This is a genomic window from Arachnia propionica, from assembly GCF_003932785.1.
Classification (GTDB): domain Bacteria; phylum Actinomycetota; class Actinomycetes; order Propionibacteriales; family Propionibacteriaceae; genus Arachnia; species Arachnia propionica_B.
In genome coordinates this window covers 11,947-32,232 of sequence record NZ_RQYT01000035.1, presented here as the reverse complement: position 1 = coordinate 32,232, position 20,286 = coordinate 11,947, and the positions used below count along the sequence as shown (strand labels likewise).

Here is a 20,286-nt window from a genome sequence, read left to right as displayed (position 1 = left end):
TCGCCGTCTGCACCAATTCATCAGCAGCATCGGCGCCACCCGTCAATGACCGGGCGATCTTCACCAGATGCGACAGATTCGCACTGACGAAATCGTCGAAGTTCTCCTGAACCTCCACGCTGGTTGGCATGTCACCCTCCTTTCACCCATCCAGACGACCCACATCCCCGCCGAGGTTCACATCCGCGGCACAATGGAACCCCGGCCCCCGGCCAGGGGTCGTGGTGGCGGGCCGGGGGCCGGGGCGGTCTCAACCCACCACCGGTTGGGATGGTTCAGCTGCACTGCGCCGCGGGCAGATCCCGCAGAGCGATCGTCCGGGACCGCGCCCCGTCGCCGAAGCCCTCCTCGACGTCGAGCCGGGCGGCACCGCCCTCACCCGAGAGCCTGACCATCTCGTCGTCGCCGAACCGGACGGAGACCCCGGTGCGGATGTTGATGAGGAGGTTGGGGGACTCGGCGACCAGGTCCCCTGCCATGCCGCTGACCCCGCTGATCGGGAAGGTGCTGTCCCAGTGGGGGCTCCACAGCCATCCGGGCGCGAAACCCTCCCGGGTGGAGCCGAGGAGCCGGACGTCGCCGGTGCGGGCGATGACCCCGGCCTCCTGCGTCGCGGTCTCGATCGGGGTGATCGTGCCGTCCGGTGAGAGGAACCGGGCGGCCTCGCTCCGGGAGGTGAGCTGCGCCATCCCGCCGATGACGGGTCCCGGCAGGGTGTTCTCGAACCGGCCGACGCGGGTGAGGGCTCCCCCCGCGGTGAGGTCGGCGTGGTGGAAGGTGGTGTGCCCGTTGAGCGGGTCGTGGTCCTCCGGCTCCTCGATGGCCGCGAACCAGAGCTGGCCCTCGGAGATGTCGAGGGAGGCGACGTCCCAGGTCACTTCGCCGCCGATGTCACGGGCCGCCTGCTCCGGGGATGCCGCGTCCCACACCAGGATGCCCCCGCCGCCCACCCCGAAGGCCACGAACCGCCCGTCGCCGGCGAGCGAGGGATACCTGATCGCGCCCTCGTGGATCGTCAGCGGCTCCTCGCCGGGGCGCTCCCACACGACCTGCGACGTCGTCAGTCGCACGAATCCTCCCCGCTCGAGGGGCAGGAGTTCCTGGTTGCGCTTGGATTCGGGGGCCGCCTCCAGCAGCTGTCGCCAGGACTCGGGGACGCCGATCTCGCACCGCACCTGTGGGTACGCCACCGGCGGCTCGGGCTCGACGACGCCCGGGGCCGGCGCGCTCGTGGACTCCGCGGTGGGTGTGACCGGGGGTGCCTCCGTCGGCTCCGGGGTGGGTTCGGCGCTCACCGTCGGCACGGGTGTGGCGAGCACATCCGGTCCGGGGCGGCTGACCCGGTCCACGACGACGAGGGCACCCACCCCCACGACCATCGTCGTGACGGCGGCGATGCCGAGTGCGGTGACGCGGACCCGCCGCCGACGACTGCGTTCCGCATGCTGCAGGACCGTCGTCGCGTCGAGTGCCGTCCCGGAGGGGCTGTCGAAAAGGTTCTTGAGATCGTGGGTGTCCATGTCAGACTCCGCTTCGCTGGTGTTCGGCCACGCGCATCCGGTTGAGGGCGCGGGCGGCGGTTGATTTGACGGTGCCGAGGGCGATGCCCAGCTCCCAGGCGGTCTCGGCCTCGGTGAGGCCGACGAGGAAACGGAGCGTCACCACGGCGCGTTCCTTCGCGGTGAGGGGCCGCATGAGCGCGTCGATCCGGGACAGCGAGTCGACGGTGTCCTCGCTGTTGCCCCAACGGCTCGTCGCGGGCGGGTCCTCGACGTCGGCGCGCACGCCGAGGATGTGTCTCAGGCGCGTCCTGCGGCGCCACGCGTCGTAGGCGGAGTTCACGAGGATCCGCCGCACGTAGGCGAGCGGCTCCGCCATGGTCATCACCTTCGGCCACGACCGATACGCCTTCTCGAGCGCGGTCTGGGCCAGGTCGTCGGCGGACTCGGCGCTGCCGGTCAGGGAACGGGCGATCCTGACCAGCAGGTCGAGATGGGCGGCGACGAATTCGGAGAAGTGTTCCTGTACTTCAGTTCTTGTCGGCATCCCGACCCCCTTTCACCCCGCAAACGCGCTCGGGGTCGAAAAGGTTCTGTCCGTTCAGAGGGTGTCGAGAATGCCAGGCATCGCCGCCTCGATGTCGGCGAGGGTCTCGTGGAAACCGCTCGCGGGCCCGTACCAGGGGTCCCGGAGATCGGTTCCCTTGAGGTCGGGGTTGAAGTCGTTGAGGAGCGCGTAGGTGCCCTCGGGGTGGATTCCGCGCAGTCTGTCGATGTGCATGCCCTCCGCGGCGACGACGAGGTCGGCGTCGACGAGGTCGTCGCGGCTGACCCGCCTGGCGCGGTGCCCGGACGCGTCGTATCCCGCCCCGGTGAGGACGGCGACGGCGCGTCGGTCGATCGGGTTCCCGGACTCCTCGGAGGAGATGCCGACGCTGGTGATCTCCACGTCGAGCCCCCGTTCGGCCGCCATCCGTCTGGCGACCCGCTCCGCCATCGGGGAGCGGCAGATGTTGCCCCAGCACACGAACACCAGTTTGCTCATGGCCAGAGTGTAGAGGGCACCCCTCCCCGATGGTCGAACCGGACCACGACCGTCCAGCCACGCCGGTTCTTCTGCTGAGAGGGTGCGCGGATAGGGGGATCGTCACGAGGATCGTCACGGTGGCCTCTTGGCAAGGCGGACGACGAGGAGCGCACTGGATCGTGCGTTCGAGGAGGACAACGCCGCCAGGGGGTCACCGGGGCGACCGCAGTAGATGCGCCTATTCGCGCACTCTCTGAGAATGCCCCACAACCGCTCGGCACCTCCGGCACGATGGGGCCTGTGAAGCTGGATCGAACCGCCACCGTTGCCGAGGTCTACGCGCACCCACTCGGGCGCGACATCATCGACAAGGTCCTGCTGCAGGCCGGCCGCAGCCGGGCATGGGCCACCAACCCGCTCGTCTCCCGGCTGAGGCTGTCCAGTCTGGAGCCCCTCGTGGAGCGCTTCCTCGGCTCCAATTTCATGGAGACCCTCCTCGACCTCCTCGCCACCTGCCCCGAGCCCCTCCCCCGCAGCGACGGGCCGATCCGGGCGACGTGGTGGAAACAGGCGGTGTTCTACCAGATCTACCCGCGTTCCTTCGCCGACAGCGACGGCGACGGCATCGGCGACCTCCGCGGCATCATCGAGCACCTGCCCCACCTGGAGCGGCTCGGCGTCGACTGCCTCTGGCTGTCCCCCATCTTCGCCTCGCCGAACAAGGACATGGGCTACGACATCTCCGACTACCGGCAGATCATGACGGAGATGGGCACGATGGCCGACCTCGACGAGCTCGTCGCCTCCTGCCACCGACGCGACATGCGCATCATCCTGGACCTCGTCGTCAACCACACCTCCGATGAGCACCCCTGGTTCCGCGACGCCCTCGCGGGGGGCGACCACCGTGACTTCTACTTCCTCCGCAACGGGGAGGAGCCACCGAACAACTGGACCTCCTTCTTCTCCGGCCCGGCCTGGCGACGCATCGACGACACGTGGGTGCTGCACCTGTTCACCCCCGAGCAACCGGACCTCAACTGGGAGAACCCCGCGGTGCGCCGCGAGGTCGCCGACATCGTCCGGTTCTGGCTCGACAGGGGCATCGACGGCTTCCGCCTCGATGTCATCAACTACATCTCGAAACGCGACGGCCTGCCCGACGGCAATCCCGTCGTGGGGCAGCTCATGGGGTTCACCGGCGTGGAGCACTACTTCCACGGCCCCCGTCTCCACGACCATCTGGCCGAACTGCGTCGGGAGGGATTCACCCGCAGGGATGTCGCACCCGGCACGGAGACCCCTGGCGGTGACGCCCTCCCCGTCATGATCGGCGAGGGGCCGGGGGTCGGGGTGGAGACGGGGCGGCTGTTGACGAATGCGGGACGCGGCGAACTGGATCTCGTGTTCAGCTTCGACCATCTCGAGTCGCCGGGCCACGTCCGGTGGGACGACTACGCCTACGACCTGAACTTCCTCAAGCAGTACTGGATCGACTACCAGAGTCGGCTCGGTTCCGAGGACTGGCAGACCCTGTTCTTCGAGAACCACGACAACCCGCGCATGATCTCGAAGGTCAACCCGGACCCGCGTTTCCGCACGGCCCTCGGCAAGGCCCTCGCGACGATGCTGCTCACGATGCGCGGCACCCCGTTCATCTTCCAGGGCCAGGAAATCGGCGCGGTGAACCAGGATTTCCCGGATCCGTCGGCGCTGCGCGACGTCGAATCGCTCAATCTTCTTGCAACAGAAGGACCAACCGCCTGGCCGAAGGTGATGGCCGGTTCCCGAGATCACGCCCGGGTTCCGATGCGGTGGTCACGACGCCCGGGGCTGGGATTCACCGACGGCGTTCCATGGCTGGCCGGGTTCGAGGACTCGGTGGGGCACACCGTCGAGGAGCAGGAGCGGGATCCGGGTTCGGTGCTGCGCTTCCACCAGGACCTGATCCGGCTCCGTCGCCGGGAACCGACGCTGCGGCTCGGCGCCATCCGATTCATCGATCACAAGGTGCGGGACTACTTCGCATGGTTCCGGGAGCACGACGGGGACCGGTGGTTCATCGAGGTGAACCTCTCCCCGCGGGAGTTGAAGCGACGGCATCGGGACCGGCCGCTGGAGGTGGTGGTGGGCACCGCCCCGGATCGCACGCAGCCGATGCGCCCGTACGAGGCCCTCGTGTGCCGGGTGGTCGAACGTGAAGGCCGGAAGGACGACACGCCAAAGTAAACTCCGATTTCCCTTGGGCCTCCCGAAAGGGTATGTTGGCCCTGGCCGAAAGTTCAGTAGGCCGCCTTGAACCCATCTGACTTTCGGAGGAAGAGTCATGCGCAACCCCAACCGCGCGATTCTTCGGCCGGCCTTCGCCGTGATGATGGCGGTTGCGCTCGCGTTCAGCGCCCTCATCTCCCCGCAGGCACGCGCCGAACAGTACGAAGCTGGCTACCCGAAGCTGGGCAGCTCCCAGGAGTTGTTCTACGGCCACTACGTGGACCGCGACGGCAAGCCGATGTCCACCCAGCTCCTCGCGGTCCACAGCAACGCTGCGGGCGAGAAGTTCTACGCCTACTGCATCGAGCTCGACGTGCACGCCGCCTGGGGCACCGACCTGCAGCAGGTGGGCTGGGACCAGTTCCCCGGCACGAACCGCTTCAAGACCGACGCAGGCGTCCGCGCGAAGGTCGGCTGGATCGTGCAGCGCAGCTACCCGCAGGTCTCCGTCGAGGAGATCGCGAAGGCTGCTGGCGTTGAGGGCCTCACCGACAAGGAGGCCGTGACCGCCACCCAGGCCGCCATCTGGCACCTCACCAACGGCTACGACTTCCGCGGCGTGCTGTGGTCGCACTACGCCGAGCACGTCGACACCGACCAGGCGCGCCAGCAGCGCGTCAAGAAGCTGTACGACTACCTCCTGGGCGAGAACAACACCGGCATGCAGGAGACCTCCGGCCCGGCCCTGAGGTTCGTGGTTCCCGAGGGTGTTGGCGAGGCGGGCACCAAGCTCGGTCCGATCGTCGTCGAGTCCACCGCCGGCACCGTCAAGCTCCTGGAGAAGCTGCCCTACGACCTGGTGACCGAGGACGGCACCCCGGTTGACCCCCAGGCCGTCCCGACGGGTGTGAAGCTCTTCCTCGACGTCCCCGCTGATGCCCCCGCGGGCGAGGCAGTGCTCAAGTCGTCGCTGTTCGGGCACGCCAACGCGGGCCAGCTGCTGGTGGGCAAGAACCAGCGCACCCAGACCATCATCCTCGTGCACTCCACCCCGAAGCAGGTCGACGCCGAGGCCAAGGTGACCTGGGACGCCAAGCCTGCCCCGGCTCCGACGCCCACCCCGAGCCCGACCCCGTCGCCGAGTGTTCCTGCCCCGAGCACCCCCGCTCCCAGCACGCCTGCCCCGAGCACCCCCGCTCCGAGCACGCCTGCCCCGAGCACCCCGGCTCCCAGCACGCCTGCCCCGAGCACCCCGGCTCCCAGCACGCCCGCTCCGAGCACCCCGGCTCCCAGCACGCCTGCCCCGAGCACCCCCGCTCCGAACGTGCCGACGCCGAGCAACCCGGTCCCCAAGAAGCCCGGCCTCCCCAAGACCGGCTTCTGATCCCCTCTCCCCCTTCGGTTGGGGCCCGCGCGGATGATCCCGCGCGGGCCCCAACTTTTGCGTACGCTTCTGGTTCCATGAGGATCGGTTGTCACGTGGACCTCCAGAACGCGATCTCCCAGGCTGTCGCCGTCAAGGCGGAGGTCGCCCAGATCACACTCGGGGACCCGCAGTCCTGGAAGAAACCCGTCGTTCCCGAGGGGCTCGCCGAGACGGCCGGCGCGGCCGGGATCGGCCTGTTCGTGCACGCCGCCTACGTCATCAACGTCGCCTCGACGAACAACCGCATCCGCATCCCGTCCCGGAAACTGCTCCAGCAGACCATCGACGCCGCCGCCGAGCTGGGCGCCGAGGGCGTGATCGTCCACGGCGGCCACGTCACCGCCGACGAGGACCCGCAGCTCGGCCGCGACAACTGGCGCAAGTGCATCGACGGCCTCGACCCCAAGGTCCCGGTTCTCATCGAGAACACCGCCGGCGGCAAAAAGGCGATGATGCGCCATCTCGACGCCATGGCGACGCTCTGGGAGACCCTCGACGGTTCCGAGAACCTGCCCCGGGTGGGGCTGTGCCTCGACACCTGCCACGCCCACGCCGCCGGGCTGGACCTCACCACCGTCGTCGACGACGTGCGGGCGATCACCGGACGCATCGACCTCGTCCACTGCAACGACTCCGCCGACGCCCCCGGCTCCGGGCGCGACCGCCACGCCCCGTGGGGCGACGGGATGATCGACGCGGAGGTGCTGTTGGCGATCCTCCGCGACGCGGACGCCCCCGTCGTGCTGGAGACCCCGGCGGCGAACCACCGTGACGAGATCGCGTGGCTGCGCGGGGCGGTGGCGTCATGACCCTGGCGCAGAACAGCTGCCGCTCCCGCTGCGACTGGCGCCCGACTTCCCGGGAACTGGAGGGCGAGCCGGTCTTCGAGTGCTCCGGCTGCACCTCCGAATGGGTGCCCTCCGAGCCCTGGACCCCCATGAACGCCGACGGTACGATCCGACCCGAGGTCGAGGCCGCCCGGCAGCGTCGCCCCTGACCCCACCGACCCACACCACGAGGAGCAGCCATGCAGCCATCCCATCCCGCCCTGACCGATCACGTGTTCCTCGCCGACATGGTCGGCGACGCCTACTACCCGCCCCACCTGGTGACCAAAGGCCAGGAGATCCTCAGGGAGCTGTGTGTTGAGATCGAGACCACACCTCCTGCCGACCTGGCCGGCCTGTACGCCCTCACCCATGCCGCCACAGAGCGGTTCAACGATCTGGCGGAGGAGTTCGACGAGGCGGACAGCGAGATCGAGACCGTCGCCCGGGAGAGCATCGGCGCGGACATGCGTTTCATCGCGGAGACCTACGGGTTCGACGATGCCGACGGGGAGGAGCTGATCTCGCCGCGGGACTGGTGACCCGCGCCGCCTCGTCGTTACCCTGGGCCCATGGCCCTCCCGGAGATCGAGCTTCGCGAAGCCGCGATGAGGTGGCTGGACGCCAGCCCGTCACCGCTGGTGGACTTCGCATGGCTGTCGACGTTCGAGTACGACGGGGAACGCGTCCCGCTGCTCGATCGGGTGCGGGGCATCCGGGTCCCGAAGGGGGTCGGGGCCGCGCTGTCGATCAGGACCGTCCACACCCCCGACGGCCAGAGCCCGCCCTACGAGGATGCGATCGGGCCAGATGGCCTCCAGCGTTACAAGTACCAGGGGACCGACCCGGAGGCCCGGAACAACGTGGCGCTGCGACGGGCGATGCTGGATCGGCTGCCGCTCATCTGGTTCGTCGGGGTCGCGAAGGGGCGGTACCAGGCGATCTACCCGGTGTACGTCATCGGGGACGACCCGAGGAACCACGAGTTCACCCTCGCCCTCGACGCAAGCCAACGCGACCTCAACCCCGGCGCCCTCGAACCGGATCGCCGGGCCTGGACGGAGCGGGTCACCAAACAGCGGCTCCACCAGCGCATCTTCCGCACCCAGGTGCTACTCGCCTACGACGGCAAGTGCAGCATCTGCCGTCTCAAGCACTCGGAGCTGCTCGATGCCGCCCACATCATCGAGGACGGCCTGCCGCGCGGCAACGCCGTCGTCCCCAACGGCATCTCGCTGTGCAAGATCCACCACGCGGCCTACGACACGAACATCCTCGGCATCCGCCCGGACCTGACGCTGCACGTCCGCGACGACGTCCTGGCCGAGCGCGACGGCTGGATGCTCGCCGGAGGCATCCAGGGCGTGCACAACCGCAGCCTGGAGATCCTGCCCCGCTCAGCAGCACAACGGCCGGACCCGACCCGCCTCGAGGAACGCTACGCCCGGTTCCTCATGGCCTGAGAGGGTGCTCACTGGCAGGGGCCCCGTCCCCGGCCGCTGCACAGGTTCTCCATCGACAACAGGTGATCGACGGTGGTCGCATCCATGAGGCCCCGCTCGACGACGATGTCCCGCACCGAGCGCCCCGTCGCCGCCGCTTCCCGCCCCACCTCGTCACCGGCCCGGTGTCCGATGTGGTCGTTGAGCAGCGTCACCATCGAGATCGACTCGCGGACGTAACGTTCGCACACCTCCCGGTTCGCGGTGATGCCCTCGACGCACCGCTCCCGCAGCACGTCACACCCGGAGATGAGCAGCGCCACCGACTCGAAGATCGCCTGCGCGATGACCGGCTCCATCGCGTTGAGCTGGAGTTGCCCGGCCTCGGCACCGAGTCCGACGGTGACGTCGTTGCCCCGCACCTTGAAGGTCACCTGGTTGACCACCTCGGGGATGACCGGGTTGACCTTGGCGGGCATGATCGAGCTGCCCGCCTGCATCTCCGGCAGCTTGATCTCGCCCAGTCCCGCCCTGGGACCCGACGACAGCAGCCTGAGGTCGTTGCAGACCTTCGACAGCTTGCAGGCCAGCCGCTTGCAGGTGGCATGGACCATGACGTAGGCCCCCGTGTCGGAGGTCGCCTCGATGAGATCCGGGGCGGGCACGACGGGGCGTCCCGTCATCCTCGCCAGGTGAGCCACCGCCAGTTCCTGGTAGCCGGAGGGTGTGTTGAGGCCGGTGCCGATGGCGGTGGCGCCGAGGTTCACCTCGAGCAGCAGCCCCCTGGCGTAGTCGAGGTGCCGGACCTCCTCGGCCAGGGTCACACCGAAGGCCGTGAACTCCTGCCCGAGCGTCATCGGAACCGCGTCCTGCAGCTGGGTGCGCCCCAGCTTCACCACGTCCGCGAACTCCCTCCCCTTGGCCTTGAACGCGTCCGCCAGCTGCCGCACCGCCTCGACAAGACGCCCGAACCGGTCGTCGACGGCCACCCGGAACCCCGTCGGGTAGGCGTCGTTGGTGGACTGGCTGCGGTTGACGTGGTCGTTGGGGTCGATGATGTCGTAACGCCCCTTCTCCAGGCCCAGCCGTGCCAGGGCCAGGTTGGCCAGCACCTCGTTGGTGTTCATGTTGAGCGACGTCCCCGCCCCACCCTGGAAGACGTCGATGGGGAACTGGTCGAGGCAGCGCCCCTCGACCAGGACGTCGTCGCAGGCGCCGAGGATCGCGTTGCCGATGTCCCCCGGCAACGCCCCCAGCTGCAGGTTCGCCAGCGTGGCCGCCTTCTTCACCAACACCATTCCCCGGATGAGTTCCGGGATCGAACTGACCGGCGTCCCCGACACCGGGAAGTTCTCCACCGCTCGCAGCGTGTGGATGCCGTACCAGGCGTCGTCGGGGATCTCGCGGGACCCGAGCAGGTCCGTCTCGATGCGCGTCATTGCATTCCTTCGAGCAGCACCCCGACGCCCCTCGTCGGGGAGAAGGCCACGTTAACCCACGCAGGCGGCATCCGCCGCATCAGCACCCAGGGCGGAGAGGATATAGTCTGGCTCTCGTGACCAAGAGTGTTTTCATCGCCGCATCGGAGCGTCAGGTCAACAAGAGCGCCATCGCGCTGGGAGTTGTGGAGCTGTTCGCGCGTCAAGTGAAGTCGGTGGGCTTCTTCCGTCCACTCGTCCCGTCACTGGACGCCGACCCCATCGCCACGGCCCTGCTCAACGCGAAGGCCGTCCCGCCGCAGGGGGTGGAGGAATGCGTCGGCGTCACCTACGAGACCTGGGCCGACGACCCCGCCGCGAGCCTTGACCACATCGTCGCCAAGTACTCGGCCCTGGCGGAGCGCCACGACGTGGTCGTGGTCATCGGCTCCGACTTCGCCGACCTCACGGTCGGGACCGAGCTCGACACGAACGCGCAGATCGCCGCGAACCTCAACACACCCATCATCTACGTGTGCCGCACCGCGGACCGCACCATCGAGGAGGTTCGGCGCCTCGCCGAGGAGGCCATCGAGGTCTTCGAGGCCCGGGACAACACCGTCGTCGGGATCATGGGCACCCGGGCCGCCGAGGACCAGGTCGACGCCATCGCGACCGCCCTGCGCGAGGTGCGCGACGTCGCGGTGTCGGTGTTCCCGGGCGAGCCGGTCCTGCCCGCACCCTCCGTCGCCGCCCAGTTCGAGGCGGTCGAGGCGGAGCTGTGGCGCGGCAACCCCGACTTCCTCGCGAAGGAGTCCCTCCACACCATCGTCGCGGGCATGACCCTGCCGAACGTGCTCGACCACCTGCGCCGGGAGGCGACGGTGATCGTCCCGGCTGACCGACTGGACCTGCTGCCGCCGCTCATCATGGCGCACCGTTCCTCCACCTACGGGCCGCTCGCGTCGATCGTCATGACCGGCGGCTTCGACGTGCCCGACAGTGTCGCGAACCTCCTCGGCTCGACGGAGGTCGACCTGCCGATCGGCCGCACCCGCCTCGACACCTTCAGCACCGCCGTCGTGCTGCAGGGGGTCTCCGGCATCTCCACCGCATCCCCCCGCAAGATCGAGGTGGCCCGCGACCTGTTCGACCGTCATGTCGACGAGGAGGCGCTGCTGAAGGCCATCGACCTGCCGCGCTCCGAGATCCGCACCCCCACGATGTTCGAGCACCAGCTCATGCAGATGGCCCGCAGGCACCTCAAGCGGATCGTGCTGCCCGAATCCACCGACGACCGGATCCTGCGCGCCGCCGACATCGTGCTGCAGCGGGGCGTGGCCGAGATCATCCTGCTCGGCGATCCCGCGGTCATCGCACGTCGTGCCGCCGAGCTGGGCCTCAACCTGTCGAAGGCCGCGATCGTCAACCCGACGGACGCGGAGCTGGTCGAGCGTTTCGCCAACGAATACGCGACGCTTCGCGCCCACAAGGGCGTCACCATCGAGCAGGCCCGGGAGAAGCTCACGGACCTGTCCTACTTCGGCACCATGATGGTCCACCTCGGGATGGCCGACGGCATGGTCTCGGGTGCGGTGAACACCACCGCCAACACGATCCGTCCATCCCTGGAGTTCGTCAAGACCAAGCCGGGCGTGTCCGTCGTCTCGGGATCGTTCCTGATGTCGATGTCGAGCCGGGTCGTCGTCTACGCCGACTGCGCCGTCAATCCGAACCCGACGGCCGAGCAGCTCGCCGACATCGCCATCTCCTCCGCCGAGACCGCCGTCAGCTTCGGGGTCGAGCCGCGCGTGGCGATGCTGTCCTACTCGACGGGCGACTCCGGCTCCGGCGAGGACGTCGACCTGGTGCGTGAGGCCACCCGGATCGCGAAGGAGAAGCAGCCGGACCTGAAGGTCGAGGGGCCGATCCAGTTCGACGCCGCCGTCGACTCCGTTGTGGCCGCGAAGAAGATGCCGGACTCGGAGGTCGCGGGTCGGGCGACGGTGTTCATCTTCCCGGACCTCAACACGGGCAACAACACCTACAAGGCCGTGCAGCGCACCTCCGGTGCCGTCGCGATCGGCCCGGTCCTGCAGGGGCTGCGCAAGCCCGTCAACGACCTCTCCCGCGGGGCGCTGGTCGACGACATCGTCTCCACCATCACCATCACGGCCATCCAGGCCCAGACCAACTGAAGAAGGAATCACCTCGTGTCGAAGCACATCCTGCTGCTGAACTGCGGCTCGTCATCCATGAAGTACCAGCTGTTCGACGCCGAGGTCGGCGGGCCGCTGGCCGTCGGGCTTGTCGAGCGCATCGGTCAGGAGCAGGGCAACCTGGTCCACGAGGTGGACGGGGAGGAGTTCCGGACCGAGCAGCCGTTCGCCGACCACACGGCCGCCTTCGCGGGGGTCGTCGCGGCGTTCAAGGAGCACGGGCCGTTCCTCGACGGGGTCATGGCCGTCGGGCACCGCACCGTCCACGGCGGCTCGACGTTCCGTGAGTCGACGATCATCACCGACGAGGTGATCGCCAAGCTCGAGGAGCTGTCCGACCTCGCCCCCCTCCACAACCCACCCGGCATCGCGGGCATCAACGCGGCGATGGCCCTCCTGCCCGACGTCCCACACGTCGCGATCTTCGACACGGCGTTCTTCTCCACCCTGCCCGCCGAGTCCTACACCTACGCCATCCCGAAGGAACTGACCGAGACCCACGGGCTGCGTCGCTACGGCTTCCACGGCACCTCCCACGGATACGTGTCGAAGCGGACCGCTGAGTTCCTGGGCCGCCCCATCGAGGAACTGAAGCTCATCGTCTGCCACCTCGGCAACGGGGCCTCCATCTCCGCGATCGACGGCGGCGTCGCGGTGGACACGTCGATGGGGCTGACCCCCCTGCAGGGTCTGGTCATGGGCACCCGCTCCGGCGACATCGACCCGGGCGTGTTCAAGTTCCTCGCCGGCCACGGCATGAGCATCGACGAGATCGACACCCTGCTCAACAAGCAGTCCGGCATGGCAGGGCTGTGCGGTTTCACCGACATGCGTGACGTCGAGGCGGAGATCGGGAAGGGCAACGCCGACGCGAAGCTCGCCCTCGACGTCTACATTCACCGTCTCATCTCCTACATCGGCGCCTACATGGCGGTGCTGGGCGGGGCGGATGCGCTGGTGTTCACCGCCGGCATCGGCGAGAACGCCGCCCACGTGCGTGGCCCGGCGGTGCGCCGCCTCCACGCGCTCGGCTTCCATCTCGATGATGCCGCCAACGAGACCCGCAGCAAGGAGCCCCGTCTCATCTCGACGGCGGACTCGCCCGTGAAGGTCGTCGTCGTGCCGACGAACGAGGAGCTCGCGATGGCCGAGGACACCCTGCGGGTGATCGGGGCCTGACCCGGTGGAGCCCCGCCCCCTGCTGACGCTCGGTGTCGCCAGCAGCGCCCTGTTCGACCTGTCGGAGTCCGACAGGGTCCATCGCGAGCAGGGGGTGGAGGCGTACCGCAGGTACCAGGAGGAACACCTCGACGACCCCCTCGCCGCTGGACCTGCGCAGCCCTTCCTGCGGCGGCTGCTGGGGCTGAACGAGGTCGTGCCCGGCGCCGTCGACGTCATCGTGATGTCGCGCAACAGCGCCGAGACGGGGCTCAGGGTGATGCGCTCGATCACCTCGGCGGGGCTGCCCATCAGCCGGGCCGTGTTCCGGGAGGGGCTCAGTTCCTTCGAGTTCATGCGGGCCCTGGACATGTCGTTGTTCCTCACCTCCCACGAGGGAGACGTCGCGCAGGCCATCAGCAGCGGCCTCCCGGCGGGTCGGGTGCTGAAGGGTCCGGTCCCCGACGACGACGGGGAGAGCCTCCGCGTCGCCTTCGACTTCGACGGGGTGCTGGCCGACGACTCGTCGGAGCGGCTGTTCCGCGAGAAGGGACTCACCGGTTTCGCCCACCATGAGGCGACCCACGCCGACCTTCCCCTGCCGCAGGGGCCGCTGGCCGGCTTCCTCCAGGGGCTGAACCGCATCCAGGCCGCCGAGGCCGAGCGGGGGCGCGGTCCGGGTCGGCTGCGCATCGCGCTGGTCACGGCACGCTCCGCCCCAGCCCATGAGCGGGCCGTCCGGAGCCTGCTGGCCTGGGGGCTCCGGGTGGATGAGGCGTTCTTCCTGGGCGGTCTCGACAAGGCGTCGGTCCTGGAGGTCCTGCGCCCGCACATCTTCTTCGACGACCAGATGGGCAACCTCGAGAACCTCCAGCACGCCCCGGCCGTCCACGTCCCGTTCGGGGTGGCCAACGTCGATGCCGGATCCGACAAGCAACCGGCCACCGGCTTGTCACTTCCCCACCAGCCGCGGAGAGGTATTTCTTCCCTGCCCTGAGGGGGACTACCGTTGACCCCATGGCACGAGCACTGATCACCGGAGCGACCGCCGGAATCGGCAACGCCTTTGCCCGAGAACTGGCCGCCCGGGGCCACGACCTCGTGTTGGTCGCCCGGGATCTGCCGCGCCTCGACGCCGTCGCAGAGGAGCTGCAGCAGGTCCACGGGGTGGATGTCGAGGTGATGCAGGCCGACCTCTCCGTCCGGGAGCAGGTGCTCGCCGTCGCCGAGCGGCTGGAGGACACGGCCGCGCCCGTGGACATGCTCGTCAACAACGCCGGGTTCGGGCTGCACGCCTCCCTGCTCGACGAGACGAAGCTGGACCTCCACGAGCGGGCCCTCGACGTGATGTGTCTGGCGATGCTGATCCTCGGCGGGGCCGCGGCACGGGCGATGAAGGCGCGGGGCCACGGCCGGATCATCAACGTCGCCTCCACCTCGGGCGCGATCTTCACCGGCAACTACTCGGCCATCAAGGCGTGGGCGCGGACCTGGTCGACGGGGCTGGCCCTGGAGCTGCGCGGCACGGGGGTCACCGTCACGGCGCTGCTGCCCGGCTGGGTCCGCACCGAGTTCCACGAGCGGGCCGGGATCAAGGCCCACAGCCTGCCGGACGTGGTGTGGATCGACGCGGACGTCCTCGTCAAGCAGTGCCTGGCGGATGTCGCGAGGGGCCGCATCGAGTCGGTGCCGACGCTGAAGTGGAAGATCGCGCTGTTCATCGCCGACCACGGGCCGCGCGGCTTCATCCGCTGGTTCTCGCGCAAGCTGTCGGCCAGCCGGAGGAAGCAGTGAGCATGGCCTCGCCCAAGCGGCACCGCAAGTACTCGTCGAACTTCAACGCCACCGCCCGCCAGGCAGCCCAGATGCTGCTGCTCAAGCCCACGATGTGGCGGCTGTTGAAGGTCCACGTCCACGGCCAGTCGAACCTCGACGGGCTGGAGGGTGCCTGCGTCGTCTTCGCCAACCACGCCTCCCACCTGGACACACCGCTGATCTACGGGGCACTGCCCCGTCGCATCTCGAAGTTCCTCGCGGCCGGGGCCGCCCAGGACTACTGGTACGACAAGTGGTGGAAGAGCGGCCCCATGACGCTGTTCTTCAACGGCTACCCCATCGACAGGGGTCGCGACGACGGCTCCCGCAAGCAGAACGTGCGCGGTCTGTCGGGGGCGCTCCTGGACGAGGGGATCCCGCTGCTCATCTTCCCGGAGGGCAGCCGGTCCCGGACGGGAGCGATGGGGCCGTTCAAGCACGGAGTGGCGTCGCTGTGCATCTCCCGGAAGGTACCTGCCGTGCCGGTGGCGCTGATCGGGGCGCATGCGGCGTGGCCGAGTTCGCAGAGCGGGCTGCCGAAGGGGCGCCCGACGGTGCACGTCGTGATCGGCCGACCCATGACGCCGCGCCCGGGGGAGATCGCTCACGAGTTCAGTGAACGGATGCGGCGCCAGGTGCTGGAACTGCATGACACGACGGCCCGGGCATACGGGGCGAGGACGCTCGACGAGTACGCGCGCGCCGTCGCCCTCGAGGCCGCGAGGAGGACAGAGTTGTCCGGAGCGGACCGGACGGACTCCCACACACAGGAGGATCGATGATCGACGGCGTGAAGCAGCAGAAGTGGTGGGGCTGGGGTGAGGAGGGCCTGTCCTACCACCACGCCGACAAGCCCAAGTTCGCCCCGTTCGTGATGAAGCTGACGGGGGTGGACGTCAACGCCCCCGTCAAGCCGCTGCCGCGGCTGGAGGACCTCGATGTCCCGCCGTCACAGCTCACGGGAGCGCTGCGGGAGCGGTTGGAGGCGATCTGCGGGGCCGGTTTCGTCCAGACCGACGACGAGACCCGCGTCGTCCACGGCTACGGCAAGGGCGTGCGTGACCTGATGCGGGTACGCTCCGGTGATTTCGGTCGGCTGCCCGACGTGGTGGTCTACCCGGGCTCCCAGGCGGAGGTCGAGGGGATCGTCGACGCGGTGGTCGATGCGGATGCCGTGGTGATCCCGTTCGGAGGCGGCTCGAACATCGTCGCGGCCCTGGAGGCGCTGCCGGACGAAAAGCGGCAGGTCGTCTCGGTGAACCTGGGGCGGCTCAACAAGGTGCTGGAGATCGACGAGCAGTCGGGGCTGGCACACATCCAGGCGGGGGTGTTCGGCCCCGACATGGAGGAGCAGCTCCAGGCGCGTGGCTGGACGATGGGGCATCACCCGGACTCGTTCGTGTGGTCGACGCTGGGCGGCTGGATCGCGACGCGGTCGTCGGGGATGCAGTCGGACAAGTACGGCGACATCGCGGACATCTGCCGGGGGCTGACGATGGTGATGCCGGGCCAGGTGCTGACGCTTCGTCCGCTGCCGTCGACGTCGTCGGGGCCGTCGGTGCGGGAGATGGTCATCGGCTCCGAGGGCCGGTTGGGCATCATCACCTCGGCCTGGGTGAACGTGCACCGCATCCCGGAGGTCCGGGAGATCCAGGCGTACTTCTTCCCCACCTACGAGGACGGGCTGAAGGCGTGCGAGCAGATCGTCGCCTCGGATGCGAGCGTCATGATGGCGCGGGTGTCCGACGCGGTGGAGACGCAGTACATCATGGCCAACGGCAAGAAGTCCTCGACGTTGTCGTCCTGGCTGAGCAAGGGCATCTCGAAGCTGATGGAGGCGAAGGGCTGGGACCTGGAGCGGATCGCGATGAGCTTCATCGGGTTCGAGGGGTCGGCCAACCACGTCACGTACGAGAAGGGCCTGGTGGGCAAGATCGTGCGGGCGAACGGCGGGATGGGCGTCGGGAAGGGGCCCGGCACCCTGTACGACCAGAAGAAGTACGACACCCCCTATCTGCGTGACTTCATGCTGGATCACGGCATGGTCTGCGACGTGTCGGAGACGACGACGCCGTGGCGCCACGCGGCGGAGATCCACGACCGCACCGTCGCCCGGGTGCACGAGGCCCTCGCCGAGATCGGCAAGCGTGGCACGGTGTTCTGCCATCTGTCGCACTCGTACCACTCGGGGGCGTGCCAGTACTTCACGTTCGCGATCGCGGACGACTCGGAGACGGCGATGGCGAGCTACGACCACGTCAAACGTGTGATCCAGCAGTCGTTCATGGACTTCCACGGCACGGTCAGCCACCACCACGGTGTCGGCGAGGAGCACTCGCCGTGGATGGAGCAGGACATCTCACCGGCGGGTGTGTTCATCCAGCGGACGCTGTTCGAGGGGGTCGACCCCGGCCGCAACCTGAACCCGGGCAAGATCGTCCACGAGGGCCGCCCGGGCATCTCGACCAACTCCGCCACCCCCTGACGCCCCTCCCCCCACCGACTCCCCCCGCCTTATGTCATTTTAGGTGTTTATCGGTCCGTTTCGCCCAACAATCCATAACTGCGGGCACGTCTGCGGGACTTTTCCACAGCCTGGCGACGGGGTGACTCACCGTGGGCTCCTTCCGCCCACAGTGTGGGCATGAGACTCCCCTTCCTGCCCACGCCGCTGCTCGACCTCGCCGCCGACCAGGGCGGCGTCATCACCGTCACCCAGGCCCTCGCCGCCGGCCTCACCTACGAGCGGATCCGTGGACTGTGCCTGGGAGAGTGGCGCCGACTCAGTCAGGGCATCTTCTGCACCACCACCCCGACCTGGGAGTCCGCGGTCTGGGCCGGACTCCTCCGGGGAGGCGACGGTGCCGTCGTGGGTGGAGAGGCCGCGGCCCGACTCCACGGGCTCACCCGACGCGACCCCCACCTCGTGCCGATCTGGGTACCCCGCGGCCGGGTCCGGCGGCACTTCTGGGTCGGTGAGCAGCGGATCCAGTTCCGCCAGGGATCGAGGCCCTCCCTGGGCCATCCCCGTCGCCTCCCGGTCCCCGAAACGCTGGTCGACTACTCTCTCGACGCCACCGAGGACGAGCTCATGGCCGCAGTCACCCATGCCCTCGGCACGCGTCGCACGACGGCGCAGGCCCTGGGTGCCGCTTTCAGGGCAGCCACGCGCGCCCACCACAGACTCCCGGTGGAGGATCTCCTGTCCCACGCGGACAACGGGGTCCACAGCCTGCTGGAGTGGCGCTACTGGATGTTCGTCGAACGCGCGCACCGGCTGCCCACCCTCACCCGCCAGGACTCGCGGCTGCCCGGCGCGGTCTTCGACGGCACCTACGAGGACCACCAGCTCGTGATCGAGGTCGACGGCCGCGAGTTCCACGACGAGGCGCGCGATCGGCGTCGCGACAACCGGACCGTTCTCACCCTCGGCTGGGCGACGCTGCGCTACGGATGGCGCGACGTCGTCGGGGACCCCTGTCGCGTGGCCGAGGAGGTGGCCCTGGCCCTCAGCCAACGCGGGTGGGACGGCGCTCTTCGACGCTGTTACCGCTGCGCCGGACCGAGAAGTTATGCATTGTTGGGGAAAACGGACCGATAACCACCTAAAATGACATAATGCGCCGGTTCCGGGGCGGGGGCGGGGCGCTGGGTGGGTGCGCCCGACGGGTGGAGACATGTCGTCCGAATCTTGCGTGAAAGGCCTTCCCGTAGTAGCTTTCGCGCATGGATCCGGTGACTATCGCCCGGTGGCAGTTCGGTGTCACAACCGTCTACCACTTTCTCTTCGTGCCCATCACCATCGCCATGTCCATGCTCGTGGCGGTCATGCAGACGATCTGGGTTCGGACCGGGCAGGAACGCTTCCTGCGGTTGACCAAGTTCTTTGGCAAGCTGTTCCTCATCAACTTCGCCCTCGGTGTCGTCACCGGCATCGTGCAGGAGTTCCAGTTCGGCATGAACTGGTCCGAGTACTCCCGCTTCGTCGGTGACATCTTCGGTGCCCCGCTGGCCCTGGAGGCGTTGATCGCCTTCTTCCTGGAGTCAACCTTCATCGGACTGTGGATCTTCGGCTGGGACAAGCTGCCGAAGAAGATCCACCTGCTGTGCATCTACGCCGCCAGCATCGGCACCGTGATCTCCTCGGTGTTCATCCTCGCCGCGAACTCGTGGATGCAGAACCCGGTTGGCGCGAAGTTCAACGAGGAGCTGGGTCGCGCTGAGCTCGACGGCGTCAGCGGCTTCGTCGAGGTGCTGCTGAACCCGCTGCTGCTGTCAGCGCTCCCGCACGTCATCACCGCCTCCTACATGGTCGCGGGTGGCCTCGTCGCGGGCATCGCTGGCTGGCACCTGGCCAGGGCGAACGGCAACGACGAGGTCTCCGCCGACGACGTGCTCGCCTACCGCTGGGCCGCAAAGTTCGGCGCCTGGGTGCTCATCGTCTCCTCCGCCCTGACCTTCCTCTCCGGCGACGCCCAGGCGAAGGCCATCACCGTCATGCAGCCCTACAAGCTGGCCGCGGCCGAGGGCGCCTTCCAGGACACCGCTGACTTCTCGCTGCTCACCATCCCCAACGCCGACCAGACAGAGGCTGTCGTCGAGATCAAGGCCCCGATCCCTGGAGTGCTCTCCTTCATCGCCGGCGTGCCCCACATCAAGGGCATCGACACCATCCGCACCGAGTTCGCGGAGAAGGGCTTCGTCAACTACAACGGCGAGCGCACGAAGCTGCAGGAGCAGTACGCCGAGAACGTCAAGGCCTATGTCCAGTCGCTGGAGAGCCAGGGCAAGAACTTCGACCCGATCCCCGACGTCAACGTCGCCTACTGGAGCTTCCGCGCCATGATGGGGCTCGGCGGCGCCGGGCTGCTCATCGGCATCTACCTGCTGTTCACCCTGCGCGGGGGCCGTACCCCGAAGGCGTCTAAGCTGTGGACGACGCTCATGACGGCGATGCCGCTGATGCCCCTGTTCGCGATCTCCTTCGGCTGGATCTTCACCGAGATGGGCCGCCAGCCCTGGCTGGTGGCGGGCGTGCTGCCCACCGCATCCGGCGTCTCCCCCACGGCCAGTGCCGCAGAGGTGCTGTTCTCGTTGATCGTCTACACCGTGCTCTACGGGGTGCTCGCGGTGATCGAGGTCAAGCTGTTCCTCCACTACACGGTCAAGGGTCTGCCCGACGTCAAGGAACCGAAGGTGACCTCCGATCCCGACGCCCCGATGTCGTTCGCTTACTGAGGTGGT

General features: G+C 68.4%; 18 protein-coding genes. 14 read left to right on the top strand and 4 right to left on the bottom strand.

The features are described 5' to 3' along the window. Nucleotides 1-275 precede the first annotated feature (275 nt). From EII35_RS12165 to EII35_RS12155, 3 genes are read right to left on the bottom strand one after another with little or no spacing between them, the layout of a single operon-like run. On the bottom strand, nt 276-1,520 hold the full coding sequence (locus EII35_RS12165; RefSeq protein WP_125228737.1) for a hypothetical protein: 1,245 nt from the start codon (nt 1,518-1,520) through the stop codon (nt 276-278). A gap of 1 nt (nt 1,521) precedes the next feature. Beyond that, nucleotides 1,522-2,046 (bottom strand): SigE family RNA polymerase sigma factor, encoded by a 525-nt coding sequence (locus EII35_RS12160; protein WP_125228736.1) that lies wholly within the window; start codon nt 2,044-2,046, stop codon nt 1,522-1,524. A 54-nt stretch (nt 2,047-2,100) separates the two neighbouring features. Then, nucleotides 2,101-2,544 carry a low molecular weight protein-tyrosine-phosphatase gene (locus EII35_RS12155; RefSeq protein WP_125228735.1) on the bottom strand — a complete coding sequence of 148 codons (444 nt, stop codon included), beginning with the start codon at nt 2,542-2,544 and terminating at the stop codon, nt 2,101-2,103. A 282-nt stretch (nt 2,545-2,826) separates the two neighbouring features. Here EII35_RS12155 and EII35_RS12150 point away from each other — a divergent pair, with 282 nt between their 5' ends. The 6 genes from EII35_RS12150 (at nt 2,827) to EII35_RS12125 (ending at nt 8,453) form a co-directional block, all read left to right on the top strand. After that, the gene (locus tag EII35_RS12150) at nt 2,827-4,755 is read left to right on the top strand and encodes a glycoside hydrolase family 13 protein (RefSeq protein WP_185744308.1); all 1,929 of its coding nucleotides are present in this window, start codon (nt 2,827-2,829) and stop codon (nt 4,753-4,755) included. Nucleotides 4,756-4,852: 97 nt separating this feature from the next. Then, nucleotides 4,853-6,121, top strand: coding sequence for a thioester domain-containing protein (locus tag EII35_RS12145; protein ID WP_125228733.1), 1,269 nt, complete (start codon nt 4,853-4,855; stop codon nt 6,119-6,121). A 77-nt stretch (nt 6,122-6,198) separates the two neighbouring features. After that, nucleotides 6,199-6,972, top strand: a complete 774-nt coding sequence (locus tag EII35_RS12140) for a deoxyribonuclease IV (protein WP_125228732.1) — start codon at nt 6,199-6,201, stop codon at nt 6,970-6,972. Next, nucleotides 6,969-7,160 (top strand): hypothetical protein, encoded by a 192-nt coding sequence (locus EII35_RS12135; RefSeq protein WP_125228740.1) that lies wholly within the window; start codon nt 6,969-6,971, stop codon nt 7,158-7,160. The genes EII35_RS12140 and EII35_RS12135 overlap by 4 nt, the downstream gene beginning before the upstream one ends. Nucleotides 7,161-7,190: 30 nt before the next feature. Beyond that, a complete protein-coding gene (locus EII35_RS12130; RefSeq protein WP_125228731.1) occupies nt 7,191-7,532 on the top strand; it encodes a DUF5713 family protein in 342 nt (113 codons plus the stop codon). A gap of 30 nt (nt 7,533-7,562) precedes the next feature. Beyond that, on the top strand, nt 7,563-8,453 hold the full coding sequence (locus EII35_RS12125) for an HNH endonuclease (RefSeq protein ID WP_125228730.1): 891 nt from the start codon (nt 7,563-7,565) through the stop codon (nt 8,451-8,453). 8 nt (nt 8,454-8,461) lie between these two features. Here the strand turns inward: EII35_RS12125 and aspA are convergent, their stop codons facing one another. Next, complete coding sequence (gene aspA, locus EII35_RS12120) at nt 8,462-9,871, bottom strand: aspartate ammonia-lyase (RefSeq protein WP_125228729.1); 1,410 nt, start codon at nt 9,869-9,871, stop codon at nt 8,462-8,464. A 116-nt stretch (nt 9,872-9,987) separates the two neighbouring features. Between aspA and pta the strand changes: the two genes are divergently transcribed. The 8 genes from pta to EII35_RS12080 all read left to right on the top strand — a co-directional run bounded on the left by pta (nt 9,988) and on the right by EII35_RS12080 (nt 20,280). Continuing rightward, on the top strand, nt 9,988-12,048 hold the full coding sequence (gene pta / locus EII35_RS12115) for a phosphate acetyltransferase (protein ID WP_125228728.1): 2,061 nt from the start codon (nt 9,988-9,990) through the stop codon (nt 12,046-12,048). Between the two features lie 15 nt (nt 12,049-12,063). Continuing rightward, entirely contained in the window at nt 12,064-13,248 is a 1,185-nt protein-coding gene (locus tag EII35_RS12110; RefSeq protein WP_125228727.1) for an acetate kinase, read from the top strand. A gap of 4 nt (nt 13,249-13,252) precedes the next feature. Continuing rightward, a complete protein-coding gene (locus tag EII35_RS12105; protein WP_125228726.1) occupies nt 13,253-14,224 on the top strand; it encodes a 5'-nucleotidase in 972 nt (323 codons plus the stop codon). A gap of 20 nt (nt 14,225-14,244) precedes the next feature. After that, nucleotides 14,245-15,021 carry an SDR family NAD(P)-dependent oxidoreductase gene (locus EII35_RS12100; RefSeq protein ID WP_125228725.1) on the top strand — a complete coding sequence of 259 codons (777 nt, stop codon included), beginning with the start codon at nt 14,245-14,247 and terminating at the stop codon, nt 15,019-15,021. 2 nt (nt 15,022-15,023) lie between these two features. Then, nucleotides 15,024-15,824 (top strand): lysophospholipid acyltransferase family protein, encoded by an 801-nt coding sequence (locus tag EII35_RS12095; RefSeq protein ID WP_125228724.1) that lies wholly within the window; start codon nt 15,024-15,026, stop codon nt 15,822-15,824. Further along, nucleotides 15,821-17,527, top strand: a complete 1,707-nt coding sequence (locus EII35_RS12090; RefSeq protein ID WP_125228723.1) for an FAD-binding oxidoreductase — start codon at nt 15,821-15,823, stop codon at nt 17,525-17,527. The genes EII35_RS12095 and EII35_RS12090 overlap by 4 nt, the downstream gene beginning before the upstream one ends. A 159-nt stretch (nt 17,528-17,686) precedes the next feature. After that, nucleotides 17,687-18,643 (top strand): type IV toxin-antitoxin system AbiEi family antitoxin domain-containing protein, encoded by a 957-nt coding sequence (locus tag EII35_RS12085; protein WP_125228722.1) that lies wholly within the window; start codon nt 17,687-17,689, stop codon nt 18,641-18,643. Nucleotides 18,644-18,768: 125 nt separating this feature from the next. After that, on the top strand, nt 18,769-20,280 hold the full coding sequence (locus tag EII35_RS12080) for a cytochrome ubiquinol oxidase subunit I (RefSeq protein WP_125228721.1): 1,512 nt from the start codon (nt 18,769-18,771) through the stop codon (nt 20,278-20,280). Nucleotides 20,281-20,286: the final 6 nt, after the last annotated feature.

Excerpts from the sequence above, each read along its gene's own strand:
- EII35_RS12145 (WP_125228733.1), top strand. The coding sequence starts at position 4,853 with ATGCGCAACCCCAACCGCGCGATTCTTCGGCCGGCCTTCGCCGTGATG.
- EII35_RS12155 (WP_125228735.1), bottom strand. The coding sequence starts at position 2,544 with ATGAGCAAACTGGTGTTCGTGTGCTGGGGCAACATCTGCCGCTCCCCG.
- EII35_RS12125 (WP_125228730.1), top strand. The coding sequence starts at position 7,563 with ATGGCCCTCCCGGAGATCGAGCTTCGCGAAGCCGCGATGAGGTGGCTG.
- EII35_RS12080 (WP_125228721.1), top strand. The coding sequence starts at position 18,769 with ATGGATCCGGTGACTATCGCCCGGTGGCAGTTCGGTGTCACAACCGTC.
- aspA (WP_125228729.1), bottom strand. The coding sequence starts at position 9,871 with ATGACGCGCATCGAGACGGACCTGCTCGGGTCCCGCGAGATCCCCGAC.
- EII35_RS12085 (WP_125228722.1), top strand. The coding sequence starts at position 17,687 with ATGAGACTCCCCTTCCTGCCCACGCCGCTGCTCGACCTCGCCGCCGAC.
- EII35_RS12095 (WP_125228724.1), top strand. The coding sequence starts at position 15,024 with ATGGCCTCGCCCAAGCGGCACCGCAAGTACTCGTCGAACTTCAACGCC.
- EII35_RS12090 (WP_125228723.1), top strand. The coding sequence starts at position 15,821 with ATGATCGACGGCGTGAAGCAGCAGAAGTGGTGGGGCTGGGGTGAGGAG.
- EII35_RS12160 (WP_125228736.1), bottom strand. The coding sequence starts at position 2,046 with ATGCCGACAAGAACTGAAGTACAGGAACACTTCTCCGAATTCGTCGCC.
- EII35_RS12165 (WP_125228737.1), bottom strand. The coding sequence starts at position 1,520 with ATGGACACCCACGATCTCAAGAACCTTTTCGACAGCCCCTCCGGGACG.
- EII35_RS12135 (WP_125228740.1), top strand. The coding sequence starts at position 6,969 with ATGACCCTGGCGCAGAACAGCTGCCGCTCCCGCTGCGACTGGCGCCCG.
- EII35_RS12100 (WP_125228725.1), top strand. The coding sequence starts at position 14,245 with ATGGCACGAGCACTGATCACCGGAGCGACCGCCGGAATCGGCAACGCC.
- EII35_RS12130 (WP_125228731.1), top strand. The coding sequence starts at position 7,191 with ATGCAGCCATCCCATCCCGCCCTGACCGATCACGTGTTCCTCGCCGAC.
- EII35_RS12140 (WP_125228732.1), top strand. The coding sequence starts at position 6,199 with ATGAGGATCGGTTGTCACGTGGACCTCCAGAACGCGATCTCCCAGGCT.